This window comes from Rhizobium sp. CRRU65 (assembly GCF_048551595.1).
GTDB classification, from domain to species: domain Bacteria; phylum Pseudomonadota; class Alphaproteobacteria; order Rhizobiales; family Rhizobiaceae; genus Rhizobium; species Rhizobium leguminosarum_J.
Window position 1 is genome coordinate 275,033 of the sequence record NZ_JBLYZH010000007.1, and the last position, 23,683, is coordinate 298,715.

At 60.8% G+C, this 23,683-nt stretch carries 23 protein-coding genes and 1 tRNA gene; 8 read left to right on the plus strand and 16 right to left on the minus strand.

Going from position 1 to position 23,683, the window contains the following annotated elements:
• The 8 genes from deoC to ACM5SV_RS17325 all read right to left on the minus strand — a co-directional run bounded on the left by deoC (position 1) and on the right by ACM5SV_RS17325 (position 7,378).
• A complete protein-coding gene (gene deoC, locus ACM5SV_RS17290; protein WP_012759718.1) occupies positions 1 to 777 on the minus strand; it encodes a deoxyribose-phosphate aldolase in 777 nt (258 codons plus the stop codon).
• A gap of 114 nt (positions 778 to 891) precedes the next feature.
• A complete protein-coding gene (locus ACM5SV_RS17295; protein WP_012759717.1) occupies positions 892 to 1,692 on the minus strand; it encodes a purine-nucleoside phosphorylase in 801 nt (266 codons plus the stop codon).
• Positions 1,689 to 2,078: a cytidine deaminase gene (locus ACM5SV_RS17300; RefSeq protein WP_003544464.1), complete on the minus strand. Its 390-nt coding sequence runs from the start codon at positions 2,076 to 2,078 to the stop codon at positions 1,689 to 1,691. The genes ACM5SV_RS17295 and ACM5SV_RS17300 overlap by 4 nt, the downstream gene beginning before the upstream one ends.
• A gap of 1 nt (position 2,079) precedes the next feature.
• Positions 2,080 to 3,051 (minus strand): ABC transporter permease, encoded by a 972-nt coding sequence (locus ACM5SV_RS17305; RefSeq protein WP_012759716.1) that lies wholly within the window; start codon positions 3,049 to 3,051, stop codon positions 2,080 to 2,082.
• A gap of 10 nt (positions 3,052 to 3,061) precedes the next feature.
• On the minus strand, positions 3,062 to 4,165 hold the full coding sequence (locus ACM5SV_RS17310; RefSeq protein ID WP_012759715.1) for an ABC transporter permease: 1,104 nt from the start codon (positions 4,163 to 4,165) through the stop codon (positions 3,062 to 3,064).
• Between the two features lie 7 nt (positions 4,166 to 4,172).
• Positions 4,173 to 5,684, minus strand: a complete 1,512-nt coding sequence (locus ACM5SV_RS17315; RefSeq protein WP_012759714.1) for an ABC transporter ATP-binding protein — start codon at positions 5,682 to 5,684, stop codon at positions 4,173 to 4,175.
• Positions 5,685 to 5,772: 88 nt separating this feature from the next.
• Positions 5,773 to 6,765, minus strand: coding sequence for a BMP family lipoprotein (locus ACM5SV_RS17320; RefSeq protein ID WP_012759713.1), 993 nt, complete (start codon positions 6,763 to 6,765; stop codon positions 5,773 to 5,775).
• Positions 6,766 to 7,060: 295 nt separating this feature from the next.
• Positions 7,061 to 7,378 carry a hypothetical protein gene (locus tag ACM5SV_RS17325; RefSeq protein WP_003555860.1) on the minus strand — a complete coding sequence of 106 codons (318 nt, stop codon included), beginning with the start codon at positions 7,376 to 7,378 and terminating at the stop codon, positions 7,061 to 7,063.
• A gap of 229 nt (positions 7,379 to 7,607) precedes the next feature.
• Between ACM5SV_RS17325 and ACM5SV_RS17330 the strand changes: the two genes are divergently transcribed.
• Positions 7,608 to 7,697 (plus strand) — tRNA-Ser (locus ACM5SV_RS17330).
• 103 nt (positions 7,698 to 7,800) lie between these two features.
• On the opposite strand, the gene ACM5SV_RS17335 is transcribed toward ACM5SV_RS17330, so the two are convergent.
• Entirely contained in the window at positions 7,801 to 8,277 is a 477-nt protein-coding gene (locus tag ACM5SV_RS17335) for an Lrp/AsnC family transcriptional regulator (protein ID WP_012759712.1), read from the minus strand.
• A gap of 41 nt (positions 8,278 to 8,318) precedes the next feature.
• On the opposite strand from ACM5SV_RS17335, the gene ACM5SV_RS17340 reads away from it, so the two are divergent.
• The 3 genes from ACM5SV_RS17340 (at position 8,319) to ACM5SV_RS17350 (ending at position 10,046) form a co-directional block, all read left to right on the plus strand.
• On the plus strand, positions 8,319 to 8,939 hold the full coding sequence (locus tag ACM5SV_RS17340) for an RBBP9/YdeN family alpha/beta hydrolase (RefSeq protein ID WP_221990429.1): 621 nt from the start codon (positions 8,319 to 8,321) through the stop codon (positions 8,937 to 8,939).
• Between the two features lie 244 nt (positions 8,940 to 9,183).
• Complete coding sequence (locus ACM5SV_RS17345) at positions 9,184 to 9,393, plus strand: KTSC domain-containing protein (RefSeq protein WP_128438449.1); 210 nt, start codon at positions 9,184 to 9,186, stop codon at positions 9,391 to 9,393.
• A 413-nt stretch (positions 9,394 to 9,806) separates the two neighbouring features.
• Positions 9,807 to 10,046 (plus strand): CrpP-related protein, encoded by a 240-nt coding sequence (locus ACM5SV_RS17350; RefSeq protein ID WP_012759709.1) that lies wholly within the window; start codon positions 9,807 to 9,809, stop codon positions 10,044 to 10,046.
• Here ACM5SV_RS17350 and pncB read toward each other — a convergent pair.
• The 7 genes from pncB to ACM5SV_RS17385 form a co-directional block, all read right to left on the minus strand.
• On the minus strand, positions 10,028 to 11,332 hold the full coding sequence (pncB, locus tag ACM5SV_RS17355; RefSeq protein WP_012759708.1) for a nicotinate phosphoribosyltransferase: 1,305 nt from the start codon (positions 11,330 to 11,332) through the stop codon (positions 10,028 to 10,030). The two genes, ACM5SV_RS17350 and pncB, sit on opposite strands and share 19 nt — an antisense overlap.
• A 187-nt stretch (positions 11,333 to 11,519) precedes the next feature.
• Complete coding sequence (locus tag ACM5SV_RS17360) at positions 11,520 to 11,867, minus strand: hypothetical protein (protein WP_221967650.1); 348 nt, start codon at positions 11,865 to 11,867, stop codon at positions 11,520 to 11,522.
• Between the two features lie 87 nt (positions 11,868 to 11,954).
• Positions 11,955 to 12,914 carry a 2-hydroxyacid dehydrogenase gene (locus ACM5SV_RS17365; RefSeq protein ID WP_221967648.1) on the minus strand — a complete coding sequence of 320 codons (960 nt, stop codon included), beginning with the start codon at positions 12,912 to 12,914 and terminating at the stop codon, positions 11,955 to 11,957.
• An 8-nt stretch (positions 12,915 to 12,922) separates the two neighbouring features.
• Entirely contained in the window at positions 12,923 to 14,560 is a 1,638-nt protein-coding gene (locus ACM5SV_RS17370) for an ABC transporter ATP-binding protein (protein WP_222015078.1), read from the minus strand.
• A complete protein-coding gene (locus ACM5SV_RS17375; protein WP_222015076.1) occupies positions 14,557 to 15,705 on the minus strand; it encodes an ABC transporter permease in 1,149 nt (382 codons plus the stop codon). The genes ACM5SV_RS17370 and ACM5SV_RS17375 overlap by 4 nt, the downstream gene beginning before the upstream one ends.
• Positions 15,705 to 16,790: a microcin C ABC transporter permease YejB gene (locus ACM5SV_RS17380; protein WP_222015074.1), complete on the minus strand. Its 1,086-nt coding sequence runs from the start codon at positions 16,788 to 16,790 to the stop codon at positions 15,705 to 15,707. The genes ACM5SV_RS17375 and ACM5SV_RS17380 overlap by 1 nt, the downstream gene beginning before the upstream one ends.
• Before the next feature lie 150 nt (positions 16,791 to 16,940).
• Positions 16,941 to 18,773, minus strand: a complete 1,833-nt coding sequence (locus tag ACM5SV_RS17385) for an extracellular solute-binding protein (RefSeq protein ID WP_222015072.1) — start codon at positions 18,771 to 18,773, stop codon at positions 16,941 to 16,943.
• A 312-nt stretch (positions 18,774 to 19,085) separates the two neighbouring features.
• Here ACM5SV_RS17385 and mepA point away from each other — a divergent pair, with 312 nt between their 5' ends.
• The 4 genes from mepA to ACM5SV_RS17405 all read left to right on the plus strand — a co-directional run bounded on the left by mepA (position 19,086) and on the right by ACM5SV_RS17405 (position 23,675).
• A complete protein-coding gene (mepA, locus tag ACM5SV_RS17390; protein WP_222015069.1) occupies positions 19,086 to 20,162 on the plus strand; it encodes a penicillin-insensitive murein endopeptidase in 1,077 nt (358 codons plus the stop codon).
• A 151-nt stretch (positions 20,163 to 20,313) separates the two neighbouring features.
• Positions 20,314 to 20,694 (plus strand): methylglyoxal synthase, encoded by a 381-nt coding sequence (locus ACM5SV_RS17395; RefSeq protein WP_012759700.1) that lies wholly within the window; start codon positions 20,314 to 20,316, stop codon positions 20,692 to 20,694.
• A gap of 17 nt (positions 20,695 to 20,711) precedes the next feature.
• Positions 20,712 to 21,737 carry a glucokinase gene (locus tag ACM5SV_RS17400; RefSeq protein WP_222015067.1) on the plus strand — a complete coding sequence of 342 codons (1,026 nt, stop codon included), beginning with the start codon at positions 20,712 to 20,714 and terminating at the stop codon, positions 21,735 to 21,737.
• 150 nt (positions 21,738 to 21,887) lie between these two features.
• Entirely contained in the window at positions 21,888 to 23,675 is a 1,788-nt protein-coding gene (locus ACM5SV_RS17405) for an ABC transporter ATP-binding protein (RefSeq protein ID WP_222015066.1), read from the plus strand.
• Positions 23,676 to 23,683 lie beyond the last annotated feature (8 nt).

A 23,683-nucleotide genomic window follows, 5' to 3' on the forward strand; every position in this document is an offset into this window, starting at 1 on the left:
TCAGTAGCTCGACGCTGCAGCCGGTGCCGACTGCGTTCCACTTAGAACCGCCAGGATATCGTCGAGCAGGTCGGAAGCGCCGAAGCGGAACGTCGACGGCATCGCCCAGTCCGGTGTCATGATGGTTTCGGCAAGGCTCAGATAGAGTGCGGCATCGCTCAGCGAGCCGATGCCGCCGGCCGGCTTGAAGCCGACCTTGCGGCCGCTTTCGCGGATAGCGCGGATCATGATGTCGGCGGCTTCGAGCGTCGCGTTGACGGCGACTTTGCCGGTGGAGGTCTTGATGAAATCGGCGCCAGCTTCGATGGCGAGTTCGGAGGCACGGCGGATCAATGCCGCATCCTTCAGCTCGCCAGTCTCGATGATGACCTTCAGAAGAACGGGGCCAGCGCATTCGGCGCGCACGGCCTTGACCATATCGGTCACCGCCTTCTCATTGCCGGCCAGCAGCTTGCGGTAGGGGATGACTAGATCGATCTCATCGGCGCCATCGGCAATCGCCTCGCGGGCTTCAGCGGCGACATCGGCGACTTCCATATCGCCGGAAGGGAGGTTGACGACGGTCGCGATACGCACGGCGTGCCCAGTGCCAAGGATATTGCGGGCCTGAGCGACGAACCGCGGCCAGATGCAGATCGCGGCGCTAGTGCCGTAGGGCGTCTGCGCACGGGCGCAGAGCGCGTCGATCTGCGCCTCGGTGCAATCATCCCTCAAATTGGTGAGATCGAGAAGAGAAAGGGCGACAGCCGCCGTCTCCCGGTTGGAATGGCTATTCATCTTCGCTTCCTCTAGAGCATGATGCCGAAAAGTGTGAGCGGTTTTCGGACGACATCATGCTCTAACTCCTTAATGTAGAACAGGATTTAGATTTTAGGCCGACCCGGCCTAAAATCATCCTGTTCCAGCCGCAATCATGTCTTTCAGGATGGCGGCGAGACGGGCGCCGCCGATGGGCGCCATGTCCTTGGTTTCTTCATGGCTGAGCTCATTGCCGGTCATGCCTGCCCCATAGTTGGTGATAACGGAGGCGGCTGCAACCCTCAGGCCCAGCATTCTTGCGATAATGACCTCGGGCACCGTCGACATGCCGACGGCATCGGCGCCGAGGATGCGCGCCATGCGGATTTCGGCCGGCGTTTCAAAGCTTGGGCCGGAGAACCACATATAGACGCCTTGCGCCAGCTCGATTTTAAGCTTTGCCGCTGCCCTCTGCATCGCTGCGGCAAGCCCGGCATCATAGGCGTTGGTCATGCCCACGAAACGGTGATCGCTTTCCTCGCCGATCAGCGGGTTCATGCCGGAATAGTTGATGTGGTCGGTGATCTGCATCACCGAACCAGGCGGCATGTCGTCGCGCAGCGATCCGGCCGAATTGGTCAGGATCAGCGCTTCGACGCCGAGCGCCTTCAGCACCTCAATCGGCAGGCGCATGGCGTTGGCATCGCCCTTCTCGTAATAATGCACGCGGCCGGAGAGCATGACGACAGGCACGCCGCCGAGGCGGCCGGCGACGACTTCGCCAGCATGTCCGGAGACGGCGCTGACGGGAAAGCCCGGCAGGTCGCGATAGGGAACACGAACGGCGCCGTCCAGCTCACCGACGAGGGATCCGAGACCGGAGCCGAGGACGATGCCGTGGCGCGGCTTGATCCCGCCGAGCAGTGCCGCGAGCAGGTTGACCGTCGCCTTCATCCGAGTTCAGTCTCGAAGCTGAAGGGAAGAAGCTCTTCCATCGTCATGGTCTTCTTGACGCCCGCTTCATCGCAAAGGTAGATCTTCGTCTCCTTGGAGGCGAATTCGGAGATCTTCTGACGGCAGCCGCCACAGGGCGGGCAGAGCGGCAGTTTCTCGGCAATGACCGCCATTTCGACGATCTTCTTCGCGCCGCCCATGATCATCGCGCCGATCGCCGTCGGCTCGGCGCACCATCCTTGCGGGAAGGAGAGATTTTCGATGTTGGCGCCGGTATAGACCTTGCCGTCTTCGGCGCGGATCGCCGCGCCGACCGGGAATTTCGAATAGGGCGCATGGGCAAAGGCCATGGCGCCGCGGGCGGCTTCGAACAGATCGTGAGACATATCAACGCTCCTTCGTATAGGGCACGCCACCGGCTTTCGGCGGGGTCGCGACGCCGATGAAGCCGGCAAGCAGGACGCAGGTCAAGACATAGGGCAGCGCCTGGAAAACCTGAACCGGCACTTCGCCGATCAGCGGCACCTGCTTGCCCTGCATGAAATTTGCCAGCGCATCGAGGAAGCCGAAGAGTAGGCAGGCAAACATGACGGGTACCGGCTTCCACTTGGCGAAGACGAGAGCTGCGAGCGCGATATAGCCCTTGCCGGCCGACATGTCCTTGATGAAGGCTGCGGACTGGGCGATGGCCAGATAGGTGCCGGCAAAGCCGCAGAGGATGCCGGCGCACATGACGGCGCGGTAACGCAGCCAGGCGACCGAGATGCCGGCCGTATCGACCGCGCCCGGATTTTCGCCGACGGCGCGCAGCCGCAGGCCGAAACGTGTGCGGTAAAGCACCCACCAGGAAAACGGCACGGCGAGAAAGGCGAGGTAGGTGAGGACATTGTTGCCCGATATGACGTTGGCATAGAGCGGGCCGATGATCGGTATGTCGCGGGCAGCATCGGCGCCCGGCAGGATGATCGGCGCAAAGCGCGACTCCGGCGCCAGCTGCGGCGTGCGTCCGCCCTGGCCGAACCAGGCCTGACCGAGCACGATGGTGATACCGGCGATGAAGAAGTTGATGGCGACACCGGAGACAATCTGATTGCCGCGGTTGGTGATCGAGGCAAAGCCATGCACCAGGCTCAGCGCCACCGAGCAGAGGATGCCGGCACCGAGGCCGAGCCAGGCCGAATCGGTGAGATAGGCAACGCAGGCGGCGGCAAAGGCCGAGCCCAGCATCTTGCCCTCGAGGCCGATATCGAAAATGCCGGCACGTTCCGAAAACAGACCGGCAAGGGCGGTGAAGATCAGCGGTATCGACAGGCGGATGGTGGAGGCTAGAACGCTGATAAAGATGTCGTAATAGTCCATCGCCCGCTCCTTAACCGCGCTTGAATTGCTGATAGAGGCGCACCATTGCCGGCCGGAACATATATTCCAGCGCGCCGGCAAAGAGGATAACCAGACCCTGGATGACGAGGATCATCTCGCGGGTGATATTCGGCATTTCGAAGGAGATCCAGTCGCCGCCCTGGTAGAGGATACCGAAGAGGATTGCCGCCAGGATGATGCCAAGCGGATGATTGCGGCCCATCAGCGAGACGGCGATGCCGACGAAGCCGGCGCCGCCGACGAATCCCACCTGCAGGCGCGCGGAGGCGCCCATAACCGGATTCAGCGCCATCATGCCGGCCAGCGCGCCGGAGAGCATCATCGCGATCATCACGATTCGTGCGTAGGGAATACCGGCATATGAAGCAGCTGTCGGGCTGACGCCCAGCGTGCGCATCTCGAAGCCAAGTTTCGTGCGCCAGATTAAGAGCCAGACGACGTAGCACATAACCAGCGCAATGATGAAAGAGACATTCAACGGGGCAGCACCCAGCTTTGTCCCGAATATTTCCATCAGCCATGTTAGCTTCGGCAACTGCCCACCCTCGAGGAATGTGCGTGTTTCCGGCGCCATTTTGCCGGGCACGATCAATACGTGCACCAGCAGGTAGTTCATCAGCGAGGCGATGATGTAGTTGAACATGATCGTCGTGATGACGATATGGCTGCCGCGCTTTGCCTGAAGCCATGCCGGTATGAAGGCGGCAACCGCGCCGAAGAGTGCAGCGCCGACCACCGCAACCGGCATCGTCACATACCATGGCACGTAATTATCGAGCGAAAGCGCCACCAAAGCACAGCCGAGGCCGCCCATGTAGGCCTGGCCTTCGGAGCCGATGTTGAAGAGACCTGCATGGATTGCCACTGCGACGGAAAGGCCGGTGAAGATGAAGCTCGTCGCGTAGAACAGCGTGAAGCCGATGAATTCGCCATTGCCGAGCGCACCCTGGATCAGCAGCGACAGCGCATCGAGCGGGCTCTCGCCGATCAGCCAGACGACGAAGCCGGAGATCAGGAAGGCGACAGTGAGGTTCAAAAGCGGGATAAGGCCGTAGTTGATCCAGTTTGGTAGCGGAACGGAAGCGGTGCTCATAAAGGCCTCACGCGGCAATGCCGGCCATCATCAGGCCGAGGGTCTGTTCACCGGCATCGGGCGTCTTCTCGCCGACGATATGGCCGGCAAACATGACAAGGATACGGTCTGAAAGGGAGCGGATTTCATCGAGTTCGACGGAGACGAGCAGGATCGCCTTGCCCGCGTCACGCATTTCGATGATCCGGCGGTGGATGAATTCGATGGCGCCGATATCGACGCCGCGTGTCGGCTGGCCGATGATCAGCATCTTCGGATCGCGTTCGATCTCGCGGGCGACAACGATCTTCTGCTGGTTGCCGCCGGAGAAATTCGCCGTCTTCAGCCGCGGGTTCGGCGGGCGGATGTCATATTTCTCGATCTTCTCCATCGCATCCTTGCGGATCGCTTCGAGATCGAGCAGCGGGCCTTTGCTGTAGGCCGGGCGGCGATGATAACCGAGCACGGAATTTTCATATTCCTCGAATTTCAGCACCAGGCCCATATGGTGACGATCCTCTGGAATATGAGCGAGCCCTAGATCACGCAGGCGGGCAGGGTCGGCCTTGTCGATCGTCTGACCGTCGAGAAGGATTTCGCCGGAGGTTGGCTTGCGGATGCCGGCAATCGCCTCCAGCAATTCGGACTGGCCATTGCCGGCGACACCGGCGATGCCGACGATTTCACCGGCGCGCACGTCGAAGGAGACGTTGTCGACCATGGTGACGCCGCGATTGTCCTTGACTGTAAGGTTTCGGACGGACAGGACGGCGGCTTGCGGGTTCGCCTCGCCCTTCTGCACGCGCAGTAGCACACGGCGACCGACCATCAGCTCGGCGAGCTCCTCCACCGTCGTTTCCGACGTCTTGCGGGTCGCGACCATCTCGCCGCGGCGCATGACCGAGACCGTATCGGTGATCGCCATGATCTCGCGCAGCTTGTGGGTGATGAGGATGATCGTCTTGCCCTGGTCGCGCAGTACCTTGAGGATGCGGAAGAGGTGATCGGCCTCCGCCGGCGTCAGCACGCCGGTGGGCTCGTCGAGGATCAGGATCTCGGCGCCGCGATACATGGCTTTTAGGATCTCGACACGCTGCTGCAGGCCGACCGGCAGCTCCTCGATCAGCGCATCGGGATCGACCTCCAGGCCATATTCCGTTTCCAGCCGCTTGAGCTCGGCGCGCGCCGAGGCGACGCCCCTGGCCAGTAGCATGCCGCCTTCCGCGCCAAGCATGATGTTCTCGAGCACCGTGAAATTGTCGACCAGCATGAAGTGCTGGTGCACCATGCCGATGCCGGTGGCGATGGCCGCCTGGCTGTCGCGGATGGTGACGGGATTGCCGTTGACCCGGATCTCGCCGCTGTCGGCATGGTAGAAACCATAAATGATCGACATCAGGGTCGATTTGCCGGCGCCGTTTTCGCCGATGATGCCGTGGATCGTCCCCTTGGCAACGGTAAGGTTGATGTCCTTGTTGGCATGGACGGCACCGAATTTCTTGTCGATGCCGACAAGCTCGATAGCGGGCTTATCTGTCACTGCAGACTCCAAATAAGAAAAGGGCGTATGGCGAAAATCCCCTCCGCCATACGCCCGATCTCAATCGTCGATCACATTCGGGCGCGGATCACTTCGGGCAAGCGCTGTCCGAGGTGTAATCGTGAACCTTGACGGTTCCCGCGATGATGTCGGCCTTGGCCTTGTCGACAGCAGCCTGCATTTCCGGCGTGATCAGCGATTTGTTATGCTCGTCGATCGCAGCGCCGACACCGTCTTCCTTGACGCCGAGCGCCTGGACGCCACCGGTGAACTTGTCGTTCTTGGTGTCGTTGTAGGCATTGTAGACGGCGAGGTCGACGCGCTTGACCATCGAGGTCAGGACCGAGCCCGGATGCAGATAGTTCTGGTTGGAGTCGACGCCGATCGACAGCTTCTTGTTGTCGGCAGCCGTCTGCAGAACGCCGAGACCGGTGGCACCGGCTGCCGCATAAACGACGTCGGCGCCCTGGTCGATCTGGTTCTTGGTGAGCTCGCCGCCGCGGACCGGGTCATTCCAGGCAGCGCCCGTGGTGCCGGTCATGTTCTGGAAGACCTCGATATCGGCCTTGACGGAACGTGCGCCCTGCTCGTAGCCACATTCGAACTTGCGGATCAGCGGAATATCCATGCCGCCGACGAAGCCGACCTTGCCCGACTTCGACGCCATGCCGGCGAGAACGCCGACGAGGTAGGAGCCTTCTTCTTCCTTGTAGACAACCGAGCGGACGTTCGGCTTGTCGACGACGGAGTCAACGATGATGAACTTGGTATCGGGGAATTCGGCTGCAACCTTCTCGATGGCCGAGGTCCAGGCAAAGGAAACGGCAACCACCGGATTGAAACCGCGGCTGGCGAAGTTGCGGATGGCCTGTTCGCCCTGGGTGTCGCCCGTCGGCTCGAAGTCGCGATAGGCAATGCCGGTCTCGGCCTTGAACTTCTCGGCGCCGTTATAGGCCGCCTCGTTGAAGGACTTATCGAACTTCCCGCCGGTGCCGTAAACCAGCGCCGGCTTGACGTCGGCAGCAAGCGCCGTCGTCGACATGGCAGCCACGGCAAAGAGAGTGAGAAGGGATTTTTTCATTGTGCAGCCCTGTTGTTGCTATTCGTTAGGGGTCCTCCCGCAAGCCCTTTTCGGGCATGTCTGCGGAACCACCGACCTCCCCCCGGAGGCCTGGCTGCGTGCATCCTTGCATGGCTCACGGAAAAATTCACCAGAAATTTTTCAGCTGGTAAAGATTTGCAGCGATTGCCGAAAATCAGCTCTTCGGGGCTGATTTTTGGACATTCTCTCCATCAGAATGCGGATTTTCTAGCCAATCCGGCGGCAAATGCCGACGCAGCAGAGGGGTGACAGCCAACCGGATTAACTGCGTTTTTTATGCGGTGAAGCGACCGGCCACCGGCGGCTTCTTGTAGCCGATCATCCACAGAAGCAGCGCGATCACCAGGAAAACGGCAAAGGCCGGCTGGAGCATCAGCCACTGGAAGATGACGGTGTAGAACCGCGGGTGGATATAATAGGAAAGGGAGGATTGCAGTGACGTCAGCGTTGTCGGGCTGACATCCTGCCAGGCATCGGAGATCGGCGTCATCACCACGGAGGACGCCGCAACCGATTGGATCGAATCGATGGTCCCGGCAATAACGGCCGCCGCAAGCGCGACAAGACTCGCCAGACGCAACAGGAAACGCATCAATTCCTCCGACGCTCGATATGCCGGACAATTCCGGCCGGCCGCGCCATTCTCCACCTTAGAGAATTACATAGTCGTCGATGACGTGAAGCACAATGGAGTGGCCGAGGCGAGTTTTATCGCAAGAAGTCAAAAAACTGTTAGATTTCGGTTGATCGACAAAAATTCATCGGTATATATCGCGCCGTTCCGACGATTTGCTCCTATCCGGGCGCGAACGCCAAAAAAAGGACAGGTGGCCGAGTGGTTTAAGGCGCACGCCTGGAACGCGTGTGTACGTGAAAGCGTACCGTGGGTTCGAATCCCACCCTGTCCGCCATATCCCTCGTTTTTCAATATTGATTCAAACCGTATCGAGAGCGGGACGCGGAAGCATTTTTGGCGGCACGCTTCGATAGAACAAGCCGGTCGTCCGCATAGTCTCAAACTCGCTGCAGCAGGGCGCGTCCAATCGGCTTCGGATTCTCGCCGCGCAACACCAGAGATGTCGTCACGGCTCCAAAACGCGCGATCGTGTCAACGATCGTTTCCAGCTCTCCCGGCGACGGAACCAGCACCTTCAAAAGAAAACAGTCCTCTCCGGTGAGGCGCAACACTTCCATGACCTGCGGCATCTCCGCGAACTGTTTCAGACAGGGTTTGATATGCTCATGCGTCGTGCGCAAGCGAAGCACCGCCATCATTCCGATTCCCAAAGCGGTGGGGTCGATACGGGCGGAGTAACCGACAATGATGCCGCGGTCTTCCAGCCGCTTGACGCGTTCTGATGCTGCCGGCTGAGAGAGTCCGACCCGTCGACCGAGTTCGGAAATCGCAATGCGTCCATTTTCCTGCATCGCTTCGATAATTGAAATATCGGTTGGATCGAGCAGTACCCGATTGTTTTCCTGAAAAGCCATGGGATCACCTTGAAATCATCGGAGAGGGACGCGGTTTCCCGATGATCATTTATTCCGAAGCAAATGAAAATGCATCATTTTCACCTGCACGGATGATCAGAGGAAAAGACATGAAGGACATCATCATATTGCCGGGGATCGGCGGTTCGGGCGAGGCTCATTGGCAAACACGCTGGGAAAGGTCGAACCCGGACATGCGACGTTTTCAACCAGCCGATTGGGAAAAACCCGATCTGGCGGACTGGATTTCAGCCCTGGAGCGCGCCGTCGGCACATCGGCAACCCCTCCCCTGCTGGTCGCCCACAGCCTTGCTTGTCTGCTGGTCGCTCATTGGCAGCAGGTTTCTTCGTTTGCCGTTGCCGGAGCATTTCTTGTGGCGGTTCCAGATCCGCAGTCCGCGTCATTTCCCGAGGAGGCGGCCGGATTCGCAGATCCGCCATCGCAAAAAATACGCTTCCCCACTCTGATTGTCGCAAGCGCCGATGATCCCTTCGGCACGCTCGACCATGCGCATGCGCGAGCGGATCTGTGGGGCAGCGGTCTTGTCGCGATCGGACCTTTCGGCCATATCAACGGGCAAAGCGGCCTTGAAGACTGGGTCCCAGGAAAGGCCTTGCTGACGGCCTTCTCTGCCGGATTGGCGAAATCTGATCGGGCTTGATCTTATTTCGAGTTCCCGACCAAATAGCGGAAATGGGCCTTTGCTGCGGCGGACGTGTGCGAGACGGAGCAACGAAATGCCCCGCTCGCAAGCGTATGTTCGAGGCTCTCGAACCCGTCGCTCTGATGACGCTACGAGGTTTTAAACGTCGAAAGATTCCTGAATTTTTACCATGCGGCTTCACCGCGTCTTTGCACGTTTGGGTTTACCGTCTGCCAAAATCAAAAAGCAGAGGTAAAAACAGGTGGAAGAACTTTCGGTAACGTCGAAGATCATCAAATCCGTCTATTTCAGCCAGGACGACGGACGGCTCAGGATTTGTTTCAAGAATGGCGAGGAACGTCTATTTGCAGGTGTTCCCTCCTCGGAAGTGCACGCGATGACGGTGGCGCCGTCTCCCGGCCATTATTATCTCGACCGGATCAGAACCCGGTTTCGCAGATTGGCAGCCTGAAAAACCCGAAGGATAGCTTGTGCGAAATCGGGACATGGCCGGTGGATATTAACCGGCTGTTAGCCCTCGATATCATCTGGGTTGGATCGCCTCTGCCGGAAAGCGGCAACTTGTCGGCGCTGCCGGCCTGTTCAAGGTCGGCCAGCCGGGAGGCTCGGCGGCGGACCCCAGCCAGGAAGTCGAGCCTCCCCGTCACGGGTGCTAGTGGACCGTGATGGTGAAAGGCATGGACGGCTCTCGGACGCCGCCATGCTCTGCTTGTCTGATGAAATGCCCCGGAACGGCTGCGACCTCATCATCCCCTCAACTAGCGAATTGGGGCTAATCCTGTGAACAACCCGAATTGCCGCATCCGGACTCGACAATGCTTTATTAGCATGATTGCATAAATCGGGATAAAGACGGGGGTAATGATGTTCGAGAATCTGCTTGAGATGCAGGAGCGTGGCGCACGGGATCGTGCGCGTGGCCGCAGCCTGGCCGACAATCCGATGTCGAAGCCGGATATCCTGCCGATCACTGATTTTCAGGAATGGTACTCGATGTTCGACGCCTGGCGCTTCGGTTGGTCGATCGAGGATGCGATGGCGGGGCACATCAATATGCCCCGGGATAGCGGCACATTGGCCCAGACCTACACCAGAACCGTCTGATCAATCCTGTCCTCGGCGCCGAAGAATTTCAGGTAGCGTTCGACCTCGGCCGGGTCGCCGGTCGCCTTCTGCGGGTTGTCGGAGAGCTTCACCGCCGGACGGCCGTTGGCGTCGCTGACCTTGCAGACGACGGAGATTGGGTTGAGGCCGGAGATCTCGATCGGCGCGCAGCCGGAAAAATCGTTCGTCAGGTTCGTGCCCCAGCCGAAGCTCATGCGCACGCGGCCTTCGAAATGCCGGTAGGTATCGATGATGGCGTCGACATCGAGGCCGTCGGAGAAGATCAGCAGCTTCTGGCGCGGATCGCGGCCCATCTTCTTCCACCAGTCGATAATCTTCTCGCCGCCTTCGATCGGCGGGGCGCTGTCCGGGCGGAAACCGGTCCAGTCCGCGACCCATTCCGGCGCATCGCGCAGGAAGGCGGCGGTGCCGAAGGCATCCGGCAGGACGATCAGAAGGTTGCCGCCATAGAGCTTGTTCCAGTCACGCAGGATCTTGTAGGGCGCGTTGCGCAACTGCTCATCGGTTTCGGCAAGGGCGGCGGCCACCATCGGCAGCTCGTGGGCATTGGTGCCGACGGCCTCGAGATCGGAATCCATCGCCAGCAATACATTGCTTGTACCGGCAAAGGCCGGGCCGATGCCTTCCTTCAACGCCTCGACGCACCAGCGTTGCCAGAGGAAACTGTGACGGCGACGGGTGCCGAAATCGGAGATGCGCAGGCCCGGCAATTCTTTCAGCCGTTCGACCTTCGACCACATCTTCGCCTTGGCCCTGGCATAGAGCACATCGAGGGTGAAGGGACCGAGCGCCTTCATCGCCGAGCGCGACCGCAGCTCGTTGACGATGGCGAGCGCCGGGATTTCCCACATGGTGGTTTCCTTCCACGATCCGTGGAAATCCAGCACATATTGCCCGTCCTTCTTCGACAGCTCGTATTCGGGCAGCTGGAAATTGGAAAGCCAGGCAAGGAATTCCGGCTCGAAGATCTGGGCGCGGCCGTAGAAGCTGTTACCCGCAAGCCAGATCATCTCCTTCTTGGAGAGCCTCAGCGTGCGGGCATGATCGAGCTGCTCGCGCAATTCGCCTTCATCGAGCTCATCGGCGAGACGCACCCGTTTGGTGCGGTTAATCAGGGTGAAGGATGCGTTCACATCAGGATAAAGCTTCCAGATCATCTGCAGCATCAGGAGCTTGTAGAAATCGGTATCGATCAAGCTGCGGATGATCGGATCGAGTTTCCAGGCGTGATTGTAGACGCGTCTTGCGATATCGGTCCTGGCCATGAAATTCCTGCCCCTGTCCACTCCGGTCAGGTGCTGCCAAATTCCCGGGTATTACCAAGTTCCGGGCCGGCGCACGAAACCGGCTCGTGCGCCTTCTTATCGAAAAATCGACGGACAAAGTCCAGACAAAACAATAAACGCCCCGCCGCAGTATGGCGGCGGGGCGTGAATATAGTTTTGGCGACGATTATTGGGCCGGAGCTGCGGGCGCCACATTCGGAGCGGCCGGCGTGGTGTTCGGCGTTCCGGTTGGAACGGCAGTGCCGTTCTGTAGCGCCGGCGCGGGGGCCGGAGCGGGCTGCTGCGACTGAAGCTGCTGGCCTGGCTGCTGCGGCGCCACCTCGTTCGCCTCGCGCTTACCCCAAATCTCGACCGGTATCCACACCACGAAAGCAAGCACCAGCGCGACGATTAGCACCGTCAGGATGCGATAGCCCGTGCGTCCCTGCCTTGCCTTCACGGGCGGGATCAGCTCTTCCTTGTGAAGCTTGCCGTCGGACTTTTCCCAGCGTGTTTCCGTCTGATGCGCCATCATCGTCTCCTTCCGCTGTCTTAACCGGCCTCGCCGGCCGCAAGAATTTCCGCAAAGGAAACGGGTGACTGTCTGGAAGGTTCCGAAAGCTCAATAGCCGGCGGCGCGGTCGACCATGAATTGCAGCGGCTCGCCACGCTCGAAACGGGCGATCTGCGTCTCGACATGACGGAACAGCGCGTTTTCTTCGGAGACGGCCGCGTCGTGCGGCGTGAGGAAGACGTTCTGCAAGTCCCACAATGGGTTGTCTGATGCAAGCGGCTCCGCCTCGAAGACATCGAGCGAAGCGCCGCCGAGGATACCGTTACGGATGGCGGAAACGATATCGGCCTCGACCTGGCTCTTACCGCGGCCGGCATTGATGAAGACCGGTTGCCCGAGCGCACCGTTGCGGCGCAGCTTCGTAAACAGCCCGGCGTCATAGAAGCCTGATGTTTCAGGCGTCAACGGCAGCAGGCCGACGAGGATGTCGGTGCTTGCGAGAAAGCTGTCCAATTCGCTGGCGTCGAAGGTTTCGACGCCGTCGATCTGTTTGCGGCTGCGCGACCAGCCGATGACGTTAAAACCAATCACTCTCAGCTTGGCGACCGCATCCTGCCCGAGAATGCCGAGACCCATGACGCCGACCGTCACCTCAGCCGCCTCCGGCGCGATCAGCTTGGCCCATTCACGTTGCCGCTGGTGGCTGTCATGGGCGTATTGCCCGCGCAGATGCATCAGGCATTGCATGACCACCCATTCACTCATGCGGGTCGTCAGGCTGCGGTCGACAAAGCGGACGATTGGGATCTCGGGCAGGCCGGCCATGCCGATGATGTGGTCGACGCCGGCGCCGCCTGAGAAGATCACTTTCAGGTTCGGCGCCCGCGCGAAAAGGTCGGCATCCGGTTTCCACAGAAGCGCGTATTCGACCGCGCGGAGATCGCGTGCCTGATTGGCCGGATCGGCGAGATTGATGCTGCCGCGGTCGGCAAAGGCCGTCTTCAGCACGCGGGCGACGCCTTCGTGATTGAACTTGATATCGACGAGAACGGGAGGGCTTGCGGGCATGATCTTCTTTACTGCTGCACGGCGAGCGTAGGCACCGCCTCGATGTTGAAAGCGGCGGCCATCAGCGCCCTGGTGTAATCATCCTTCGGCGCGCGGAAGATTTCCGAGGACGGTCCCTGCTCCACCACCTTGCCGAAACGCATGACGATGACGTCGTTGGCGAGCGCCTTCACCACTTTCAGGTCGTGGCTGATGAAGAGATAGGCGAGATCGTGCTTCTTCTGCAGATCGCGCAGCAAATCGACCACCTGCGCCTGCACGCTCATGTCGAGCGCAGAGGTCGGCTCGTCGAGCATGACGAAGCGCGGCTTCAGCACCATGGCCCGGGCGATGGCGATGCGCTGGCGCTGGCCGCCCGAGAATTCGTGCGGATAACGCCAGCGGGTCAGCGGATCGAGACCCACCTCCTCCAGCGCCCAGCAGACGCGCTGGTCGCGTTCTTCTGCGGTCAGCGACCGCTCATGCACCTTCAGCCCTTCGGCGACGATATCGCCGACGGACATGCGCGGGCTCAGCGATCCGTAGGGATCCTGGAAGACGACCTGCAGCTGGTTGCGCAACGGCCGCATCTCATTGAATGAATAGCCAGCTATGTCCTTGCCGACGAAGGCGATCCGCCCTTGCGAGGAAATCAGCCGGGTGAGCGCCAGGCCGAGCGTGGTCTTGCCCGAGCCGGATTCGCCGACGACGCCGAGCGTCTGGCCGGCGCGCAGCGAAAGATCGATGCCGTCGACCGCCTTGACGTGATCGACGACACGGCGCATCAGCCCAGCCTTGATCGGGAACCAGACACGGATATCCGAACCTTCCATCACCATCGGTTTCGACGGATCGGCGAGCGGCGGCTCGCCGCGCGGTTCGGAGGCAAGGAGATGCCGGGTATATTCATGCTTCGGATTGGCGAAGACGTCCTCGACGGTGCCGGTTTCGACGATCCTGCCCTTGGTCATGACGCAGACGCGATCAGCGAATTTGCGGACGATGCCGAGATCATGAGTGATGAACAGCATCGACATGCCGTGGACGGCTTTTAACTGCCGGAGCAATTCGAGGATCTGCGCCTGCACGGTGACGTCGAGGGCGGTGGTCGGCTCGTCGGCGATCAGCAATTCCGGCCGGTTGGCGAGCGCCATGGCGATCATGACGCGCTGGCGCTGGCCGCCTGACAGTTCATGCGGATAGGCCTTCAACCGCCTCTCCGGCTCGCGGATGCCGACCTGGTTCAGCAATTCCAGCACGCGCTCACGCGCCGGCTGGCCGGTAAGGCCCTGATGCAGGGCGAGGATCTCGGCGATCTGCTTCTCGATCGTATGAAGCGGATTGAGCGAGGTCATCGGCTCCTGGAAGATCATGGTGATGTCGTTGCCGCGCACTTCACGCAGTTCCCGCTCCGACGCCTTCAAGAGGTCCTTACCCTTGAAGAGGATTTCGCCGGAGGGATGGCTTGCCGAGGGATAAGGCAAAAGTCGCAGGATCGAGTTGGCCGAGACCGACTTGCCGGAGCCGGATTCGCCGACGAGCGCCACGACCTCGCCTTTGGCGATATCGAAGGAGATGTGATCGACGGCGAGCGAGGTCTCGCCGCCCTGATGAAAGGCAACCGAGAGATCGCGGACGGAAAGCAGCGGTTCTGTCATGTCACTCATTGAAACGTCTTCCTCGGATCGAAGGCATCGCGCACGGCTTCGCCGATGAAGATCAGCAGGGAAAGCATGATCGACATGGCAAAGAAGGCCGTCAGCCCGAGCCACGGCGCCTGCAGATTGGTCTTGCCCTGGGCGATCATCTCGCCGAGCGAGGGGGAGCCCGGCGGCATGCCGAAGCCGAGGAAATCGAGCGAAGTCAGCGTCGTGATCGAGCCGGAGAGGATGAAGGGCAGGAAGGTCAGCGTCGCGACCATGGCGTTCGGCAGCAGGTGCCGCCACATGATGGTGCGATTGTTGACGCCGAGCGCGCGGGCGGCGCGGACATATTCGAAATTGCGGGCGCGCAGGAATTCGGCGCGCACGATGCCGACGAAACCGACCCAGGAGAAGAGCAGCATGATGCCGAGCAGCACGAAGAAGCCGGGCGGCAGGAGTGCGGCGATGATCAGCAGGATGTAGAGCACCGGCATCGACGACCAGATCTCGATGAAGCGCTGCAACAGCAGATCGGTCCAGCCGCCGAAATAACCCTGCACCGCACCGGCCGTCACGCCGATGATTGCTGAGCAGATGGTCAGCACCAGGCCGAAGAGCACAGATATGCGGAAGCCGTAGATGACGCGCGCCAGCACGTCTCGCGCCTGGTCGTCAGTGCCGAGCCAGTTGAGATTGCCGAGGGTGCAGTCCGGATCGTTCACCCCTTGCGGATAACCGGCACAACGCTCCTCCTTCGTCATCAGCCAGAAGGGGGCGGTGGGCGCCGAATGCGGAATGTTGGAATTGACCGAGCGGTAGGAATAGCGGATCGGCGGCCAGATCATCCAGCCATTGGCATTGATCTCGTCGGCAATGACCGAGGAACGATAGTCGGTTTCGGCCAGGAAGCCGCCGAACTTCTCCTCGGGATAGTCGATGAGAACCGGAAGCAGCACCTCGCCCTTGTAGGAGGCGATGATCGGCCGGTCGTTGGCGAGGAACTCGGCAAACAAGCTGAGGATAAACAGCACCATGAACAGCCACAGCGACCAGTAACCGCGGCCGTTCGCGCGGAAATTCTGCCAGCGGCGGATATTGGTCGGCGAGAGCAGGCCTTTGCGCGGCGGCTTGACGGGTGTCGTGACAGCGGGATTTGCGGCGGCGTCCATCAGACATCCCTCCGCTCGAAATCGATGCGCGGATCGATCCAGGTGTAGATCAGGTCGGAAACCAGGCTGACGACGAGGCCGAGCAGCGAGAAGATGTAGAGCGTGGCGAAGACGATCGGGTAATCCCGGTTGATGACCGAGAGATAGCCGAGGCGACCGAGGCCATCGAGTGAGAAGATGTTTTCGATCAGCAGCGAACCGGTGAAGAAAGCGGAAATGAAGGCGCCGGGAAAACCGGCAATGATGATCAGCATGGCGTTGCGGAAGACATGACCGTAGAGCACCTGCCGCTGGTTCAGTCCCTTGGCGCGGGCGGTGACGACATATTGCTTCTTGATCTCCTCGATGAAGGAATTCTTGGTCAAAAGCGTCGTCGTCGCAAAGGCGGACAGGGAAAGCGAGATCAGCGGCAGAGTGAGGTGCCAGAAATAGTCGAGCGGCTTCTGCCACCAGGTAAGCTGGTCGAAATTGTCGGAGACCAGGCCACGCAACGGAAACCAGTCGTAGAACGAGCCGCCGGCGAAGAGCACGATCAGGAGAATGCCGAACAGGAAACTCGGTACGGCGTAACCGACGACGATGACGCCCGATGTCCAGACATCGAAGGTCGATCCATCCTTGACCGCCTTGCGGATGCCGAGCGGGATGGAAATGGCATAGGAGAAGATCAGGATCCAGATGCCGAGCGAGATCGACACCGGCAGCTTTTCTTTGACGAGTTCGAGCACGGAGGTGTTGCGGAAGAAGCTTTCGCCGAAATCGAAGCGGATGTAATTCCACATCATCTCGCCAAAACGGGTCAGCGGCGGCTTGTCGAAACCAAACTGCTTTTCGAGCTTGGCGATCAGTTCCGGATCGAGCCCCTGGGCACCGCGATATTTCGAGCCTTCGTCGCCGCCGCCGCTGAGGAGATCGCCACCGCCGGACAGGCGCTGGTCGGCACTGTCGGCCTGACCGGTCAACTGGGCGATCACCTGCTCGACGGGGCCGCCGGGCGCGAACTGGATGACGATGAAGGAAATCGCCATGATGCCGACGATGGTCGGGATCATCAGAAGCAGGCGGCGAAGAATATAGGCGCCCATCAGCCTTCAGCCTCCGGGAATGTTTTTCCTGTCTGCCTGCCGTCCAGTCTTATGCCGCTCAATCCGCCAGCCTTCCCTTGCCGGCCCTGCCGGCTTGTCGTGATTCGCTCGTGCCATTTGGAGCCGAGGGCCCCTGCATTGCAAGCCCGCTCATTTTACCGAGGTCGACCACCAAGCATCGGGGAAGCCAAGGCTATAGGCCGGAAACTCGGCCGGATGCGTGAGCGTGTTCCAATAGGCGATATTATAAGTATCGCGGTAGAAAAGCGGGATGACGTAGTGATTTGCAAGCAAGACCCGATCCATGGCCTTGATTGCTGCGATCTGCTCGTCGCGGTTCGGCGCGAAGATAATCATGCGAATGAGCTCATCAACGGCGGGGTTGGCAATGCCCGCATAATTGCGGGAACCCTGCTGATTGACCGAACCGGATCCCCAATAGTCGGCTTGTTCGTTGCCCGGATTCATGGTCTCCGCCCAGACATTCCAGATCATATCGTAGTCGAAGCTGCGTTCACGATTGACAGATTGCGACGCATCGACTGTCCGGATCCGCGCATCGATGCCGATTTTCCTGAGATTGTTGGCATAGGGCACCGCCCAGCGCTCCAGCATGGGGCTCGACAACAGGATCTCGAAACTCATCGGCTGGCCAGTCTTGGTATTGACCATGCGATTGCCCTTGAGCTCCCAGCCGGCTTCTTTGAAAAGCGCAATCGCCTTGCGGAGGTTGTCGCGGCTCTTTTGCGGATCGCCGCCGACGGGATTGGTATAGGGCGTGGTGAAGACTTCGGGCGGAACCTTATCCTTCATGCCCTGCAGAATTTCCAGTTCTTTACCCTGCGGCAGGCCGGAGGAGGCGAGTTCGGTATTCCAGAAATAGCTGTCGATGCGTTTGTAACTATTAAAGGCAACGGTGCGGTTCAGCTCCTCAAAATCCAGACCGTAGTTCAGCGCCTCGCGGACCCTGATGTCCTTGAAGAGGTCACGTCGCATGTTGGGCACGAGAGCTTGCATGATGCCGGTGGCGCGCAGGGGGTTTGCAACCTCCTCTTTTTTGACACGTCCTTCCTTCACCGCGGGAAAATCATATCCCGTCGCCCAGCGGGCAGCCGTGGTTTCCTGCCAGTAGTCGCTGTTGCCAGCGCGAAAGGCCTCGAACTCGACATCCCGATCGCCGAAATAGGTGTAGTTGACGTTGCGGAAATTGTTCTGGCCGACATTCACATTGAGGTCCTTGCCCCAATAGTCGTCACGCAATTCATAACGGATCGTTGCGCCGGGCGAGAAGGAAGCGATCTTGTACGGCCCCGAACCCATCACGGGCTCCAGCGTCGTTTTAGAAATGTCGCGCGGCTTGCCATCCGGTCCGGGCGCTTCCCACCAATGCTTCGGCACGACCATCAACTGGCCGAGAATGTTCGGCAGTTCGCGGTTGTTCTTCTCATCGAAGGTGAAGGTGACGTCACGCTCGCCGGTCTTTTCCGCTTTGACAACGTGGTGGTAATAGTTCGAGGCGAGGGGATTTAATTCCTTGGTCTTGTCCAGACTGAAGATGACGTCTTCCGGCGTGACCGGCTGACCATCCGCCCATTTTGCTTCCTTGCGCAGGCGGAAGGTCGCGCTCGAGACGTCCGCGGGAAAAGACAATCCCTCGGCAAGCAGACCGTAGGAGACGAGCAGCTCGTCGTCGGCGGGCTTCATCAACGTGTCGTAAACGAGCGTCAGGCCCACTGCCGCCTGGCCTTTGGCAAGCAGCGGGTTGAAGGTGTCGAAGGCGCCGCTTGCGGAGAGGCGCAGGTCTCCGCCTTTTGGTGCATCGGGATTGACGTAGTCGAAATGCGCAAAACCCGGCTTGTACTTCATCTCGCTGATGACCGAGCTTCCGATCTGAAAGGGCTGGTCCTGACCCGTTGCCGACATTGGCGCCAGAGCACCCGCAAGCGATAGAAACAAACCGATCTTCGACCACAGAGCCGCCATTCACGCTTTCCCCTGATTATTGATGGGTTCGACAATACGAAAAATACCGGCGAAAAACAGGAGAGAGTTTGGCTTTTGCCGGGCGCGCGCAATTTTGAGCCATCGGGCCCTTTCACGGCGTCGCCTCTGCGAGCCGCCTTCGCAACATGCGGCGCAACTCGTCGACGAGGGATCGTAGGCGGCGGCACCGACGATGCGGCAATCCGCCACCACCGCTTGCCCGCACCGCCAGCCAAAACATCGATTCACCTAAATTGCTTTTCGCGATAGGTTCGATCGCAAATCACTTCGGCAGCGGTTCAAGGGAACAGTATGGCTTTCGGCTTCGCTCAGGCTTTCAGGACATTCGGCAAACTGACGCTTGCCGGCGCAATCGGCGCAAGCCTTGCCGCCGGCGACGTCGGCGCCCAGCAGAAGACGCCGAGCCCGGGCAGCGCCAAGGGGCAATTCGGCGCCGTCGGCCTGCCGACGCAGGGACCGGCACAGCCGATCGGTTTTTACGCAAAGGGCTGCATGACGGGTGCGGTGGCGCTGCCGACCGACGGGCCGACCTGGCAGGCGATGCGACTTTCGCGCAATCGCCGCTGGGGCAATCCGGCGATGATCGCGATGCTCGAACGTCTTTCGCAGGACGGGGTCAAATATGCCGGCTGGCCGGGCATTCTCGTTGGCGACATTGCGCAGCCGCGTGGCGGGCCGATGCTGAACGGCCATGCCTCGCACCAGATCGGTCTTGATGCCGACATTTGGTTTACGCCGATGCCCACGCGCCGCATGACGGCCGAGGAGCGCCAGGATCTACCCTTCACCACCATGCTGCAGAAGGGCAAGTTCCTGACCGTCGACCCCAAGGTGTGGACGCAATCGCACGCGCGGCTGCTGATGCTGGCGGCAAGCTATCCCGAGGTGGAGCGCATTTTCGTCAATCCGGCGATCAAGAAGAAGATGTGTGATACCTGGACGGGCGACCGCACCAATCTCGGCAAGCTACGGCCGGAATACGGCCATGACTCGCATTTCCACATTCGCATCAAGTGTCCGCCAGGAGCCAAGGGATGCACGCCGCAGGCCCCGGTCGTTGCCGGCGACGGCTGCGACAAGTCACTCGCCTGGTGGTTCACGCCGGCGCCCTGGGCACCGCCGAAACCGCCGAAGCCCGGCGCCAAGCCGCCGAAGCCGCCGCGCGAGATGATGGTCTCCGACCTGCCCAAGGCCTGCGCCGCCGTGCTCGATGCTACTTCCGTCGCCTCGATGCAGGCCGCCACCTATGGCGGACCTTCCGCCGCCAGCGCACTCACCGCCGCGCCGGCCGCAGCGCCTGCCGCCGCCGACGACGGGGCTTTGCCCGATGTCGGTCCGGTTCCGAACGACAAGCCGGCGATACAATGACCAAACCTTGGGACCAAACTCTGGGGCCGACCCCTGGGACCGAACCTTGGGAAAAACCCCGGGAACGAGGCCCGGGGTGTGCTGTCTTTCAAATCGCAAATTCTTGGTATAAAGCGGTCAAATCGATTGAATTGCTCGGGCGGAGGGGTTGATGGCCGGCGGCAAATGCCTTGCATTGATTGCGCATGACCAGAAGAAAGACGACATGGCGGATTTCGCCCGCGCCAACCGGGACGTTCTCTCCCATTGGAAGATCGTCGCCACCGGCACCACCGGCGGGCGCGTGCTCGACGCCGCCCCCGATCTCCACGTCACGAGGCTGAAAAGCGGGCCGCTCGGCGGCGACCAGCAGATCGGCGCGCTGATTTCGACCGGCGAGGTCGACGCCCTGATCTTCTTCGTCGACCCCTTGACGCCGATGCCGCACGATGTCGACGTGAAGGCGCTGATGCGTCTGGCGATCGTCTACGATATTCCGATGGCGCTCAACCACGCGACCGCTATAAAACTTCTTCCCACACTCGAAGCCTGATCAGCACGGAACCGGCCATGCCAAAACCGAACAACAGCATCGCTCCGCAGCCTTTCCCGATCCTGATCGGCGATATCGGCGGCACGAATGCCCGCTTCTCCATCCTGACCGATGCCTATGCCGAGCCGAAGCGGTTTCCGAACGTGCGCACGGCGGATTTCGCCACGATCGACGAAGCGATCCAGCAAGGCGTGCTCGACAAGACCGCCGTGCAGCCGCGCTCGGCGATCCTCGCCGTCGCCGGCCCGATCAACGACGACGAGATCCCGCTGACCAATTGCGACTGGGTGGTGCGGCCGAAGACGATGATCGAGGGCCTCGGCATGGAGGATGTGCTCGTCGTCAACGATTTCGAGGCGCAGGCGCTGGCAATCGCCGCGCTTTCGGATGAAAACCGCGAACGCATCGGCGACGCCACCGGCGACATGATCGCCTCCCGCGTCGTGCTCGGACCAGGCACCGGCCTCGGCGTCGGCGGGCTTGTGCATGCCCAGCACAGCTGGATCCCGGTTCCCGGCGAAGGCGGCCATGTCGATCTCGGGCCGCGCAGCAAGCGCGATTATGAAATCTTCCCGCATATCGAGACGATCGAAGGCCGCGTTTCGGCCGAGCAGATCCTCTGCGGGCGCGGCCTCGTCAACCTCTACCATGCCATCTGCGTTGTCGACGGCATCCAGCCGACGATGAAAGATCCCGCCGACATCACCTCGCATGCGCTTGCCGGCAGCGACAAGGCAGCCGTAGAGACCGTCTCGCTGTTTGCCACCTATCTCGGCCGCGTGGCGGGCGACATGGCGATGGTGTTCATGGCGCGCGGCGGCGTCTATCTGTCCGGCGGCATCTCGCAGAAGATCATCCCGGCGCTGAAGAAGCCGGAATTCCGCATCGCCTTCGAGGACAAGGCGCCGCATACGGCGCTGCTTCGCACCATCCCGACCTATGTGGTGACGCATCCGCTGGCAGCGCTTGCCGGGCTTTCCTCCTATGCGCGGATGCCGGCAAATTTCGGCGTCTCGACCGAAGGCCGCCGCTGGCGGCGCTAGGCCCGGCACGCAAAGCAAATAGAGCGTCCTTGGCGTGCCCTATGCGGGCGCGCGGCGCTCTAGCCAAACCGGTCCCAACTCTTTATAGACCCCGGCAAATGTGCGCGTCGCCTTCGCGGGGCGCTTGGTCCGAGACAGGAAACCTCATTTTTGGAAGCGGCGGAAAGCAGAACGCAAAGCGTCAGCAGCGATACCGTAACCGGCATCCTGAAGCGCATCATCGCTGAAAACGGCCGGGACCATCTCTGGGGCTATGTCTTTGCGATCGCCTGTCTCATCGTGGTGGCGCTTTCGACGGCGTTCACCGCCTGGATCATGCGGGCGATCATCGACGAGGCCTTCGCCAATCGGCGCGCCGACGTCGTCTGGATCATCTGTCTTTCGATCTTCATCGCCTTCGTGCTGCGCGGATTTGCGAGCTATGGCCAGGCGGTGGCGCTTTCCAAGGTCGGCAACGATATCGTCGCCCGTTACCAGCGCCGGCTCTATGCGCATCTTATGACGCTTTCGGTCGGCTTCTTCAGCGAGGCGCGCTCTGCCCATATCGCCGCGCAGGTGAGCCAGAACGTCAGCGGCATCCGCGACGTGCTCAACCTGACGATCACCTCGACGGTGCGCGACCTGCTGACCTTCGTTTCACTGCTCGCCGTGATGATCCTCCAGGATCCGCTGCTCAGCCTTGCCGTGTTCATCATGGCGCCGCCGCTGCTTTATGCGCTGCGTTATGTTTCCAAGCGGCTGCGCTCGGCGACGCGCGAGGCCGTGCATCTGAACAGCCACGTTCTCGGCGCCATGCAGGAGACGATCCAGGGTATCGCCATCGTGAAAGCCTTCACGATGGAAGAAGAACTGGAAAGCAAGGTCAACAAGCTCATCAAGGGCGCCGAAAGCCGGGCCAACCGGATTGCTCGGCTTTCCGAACGCACCTCTCCTCTGACGGAGAGTTTCGCGGGCTTTGCCGTCGCCAGCGTGCTTGCCTATGCCGCCTACCGCTCGATCTACTACAATGTGCCGCCAGGCGCCTTCTTCTCCTTCGTTACGGCGCTGCTGCTTGCCTATGACCCGGCCCGCCGGCTTGCCCGCCTGCAGGTGCAGATGGAGCGTGCCGTCGTCAATGCGCGGATGATCTATGAATTGCTCGACATGGAACCGCGCCAGCGCGACCTGCCGGATGCCCGGCCGCTGACGGTGACGCAGGCGAGGATCGAATTCCGCAATGTGTCCTTCGCCTACGGCAATGAGAGCGTGCTCAGCGGCGTGAGTTTCTCCGCCGAGGGCGGTGCGACGACGGCGCTGGTCGGCCCGTCGGGCGCCGGCAAATCCACCGTCATCAGCCTCATTCCGCGCTTCTACGATCCGCGCGAGGGCGAGATCCTGATCGACGGGCAGGACATCGCCCACATCACCAAGAAGTCGCTGCGCCAGCAGCTCGCCTATGTCTCGCAGCAGCCCTACCTGTTCGAGGGCACGATCCGCGACAATATCCGCTATGGCCGGCCGGAAGCGACCGATGCCGAGGTGGAAGAAGCGGCGCGGCTTGCCTATGCGCATGACTTCATCTCAGCGCAGCCGCAGGGTTACGAGACTGCGGTCGGCGAAAACGGCGTGACGCTTTCGGGCGGCCAGCGCCAGCGGCTGTCGATCGCACGCGCCCTGGTGCGCAATGCGCCGATCCTGCTTCTCGACGAGGCGACCTCGGCCCTCGACACCGAATCCGAAGCAGCCGTGCAGAAGGCGCTCGACGAAGCGATGAGCGGACGCACCGTCGTCGTCATCGCCCACCGGCTTTCGACCGTGGTGCGGGCCGACAAGATCGTCGTCATGCAGCAGGGCCGCGTCGTCGAGGAAGGCAATCACGAGACGCTTGCGAAGGTCAGCGACGGTCTTTACGCTCGCCTCAACAACCTGCAGAGGCCTTCGGCCTCCGATTCAAACTGAATTGGTGA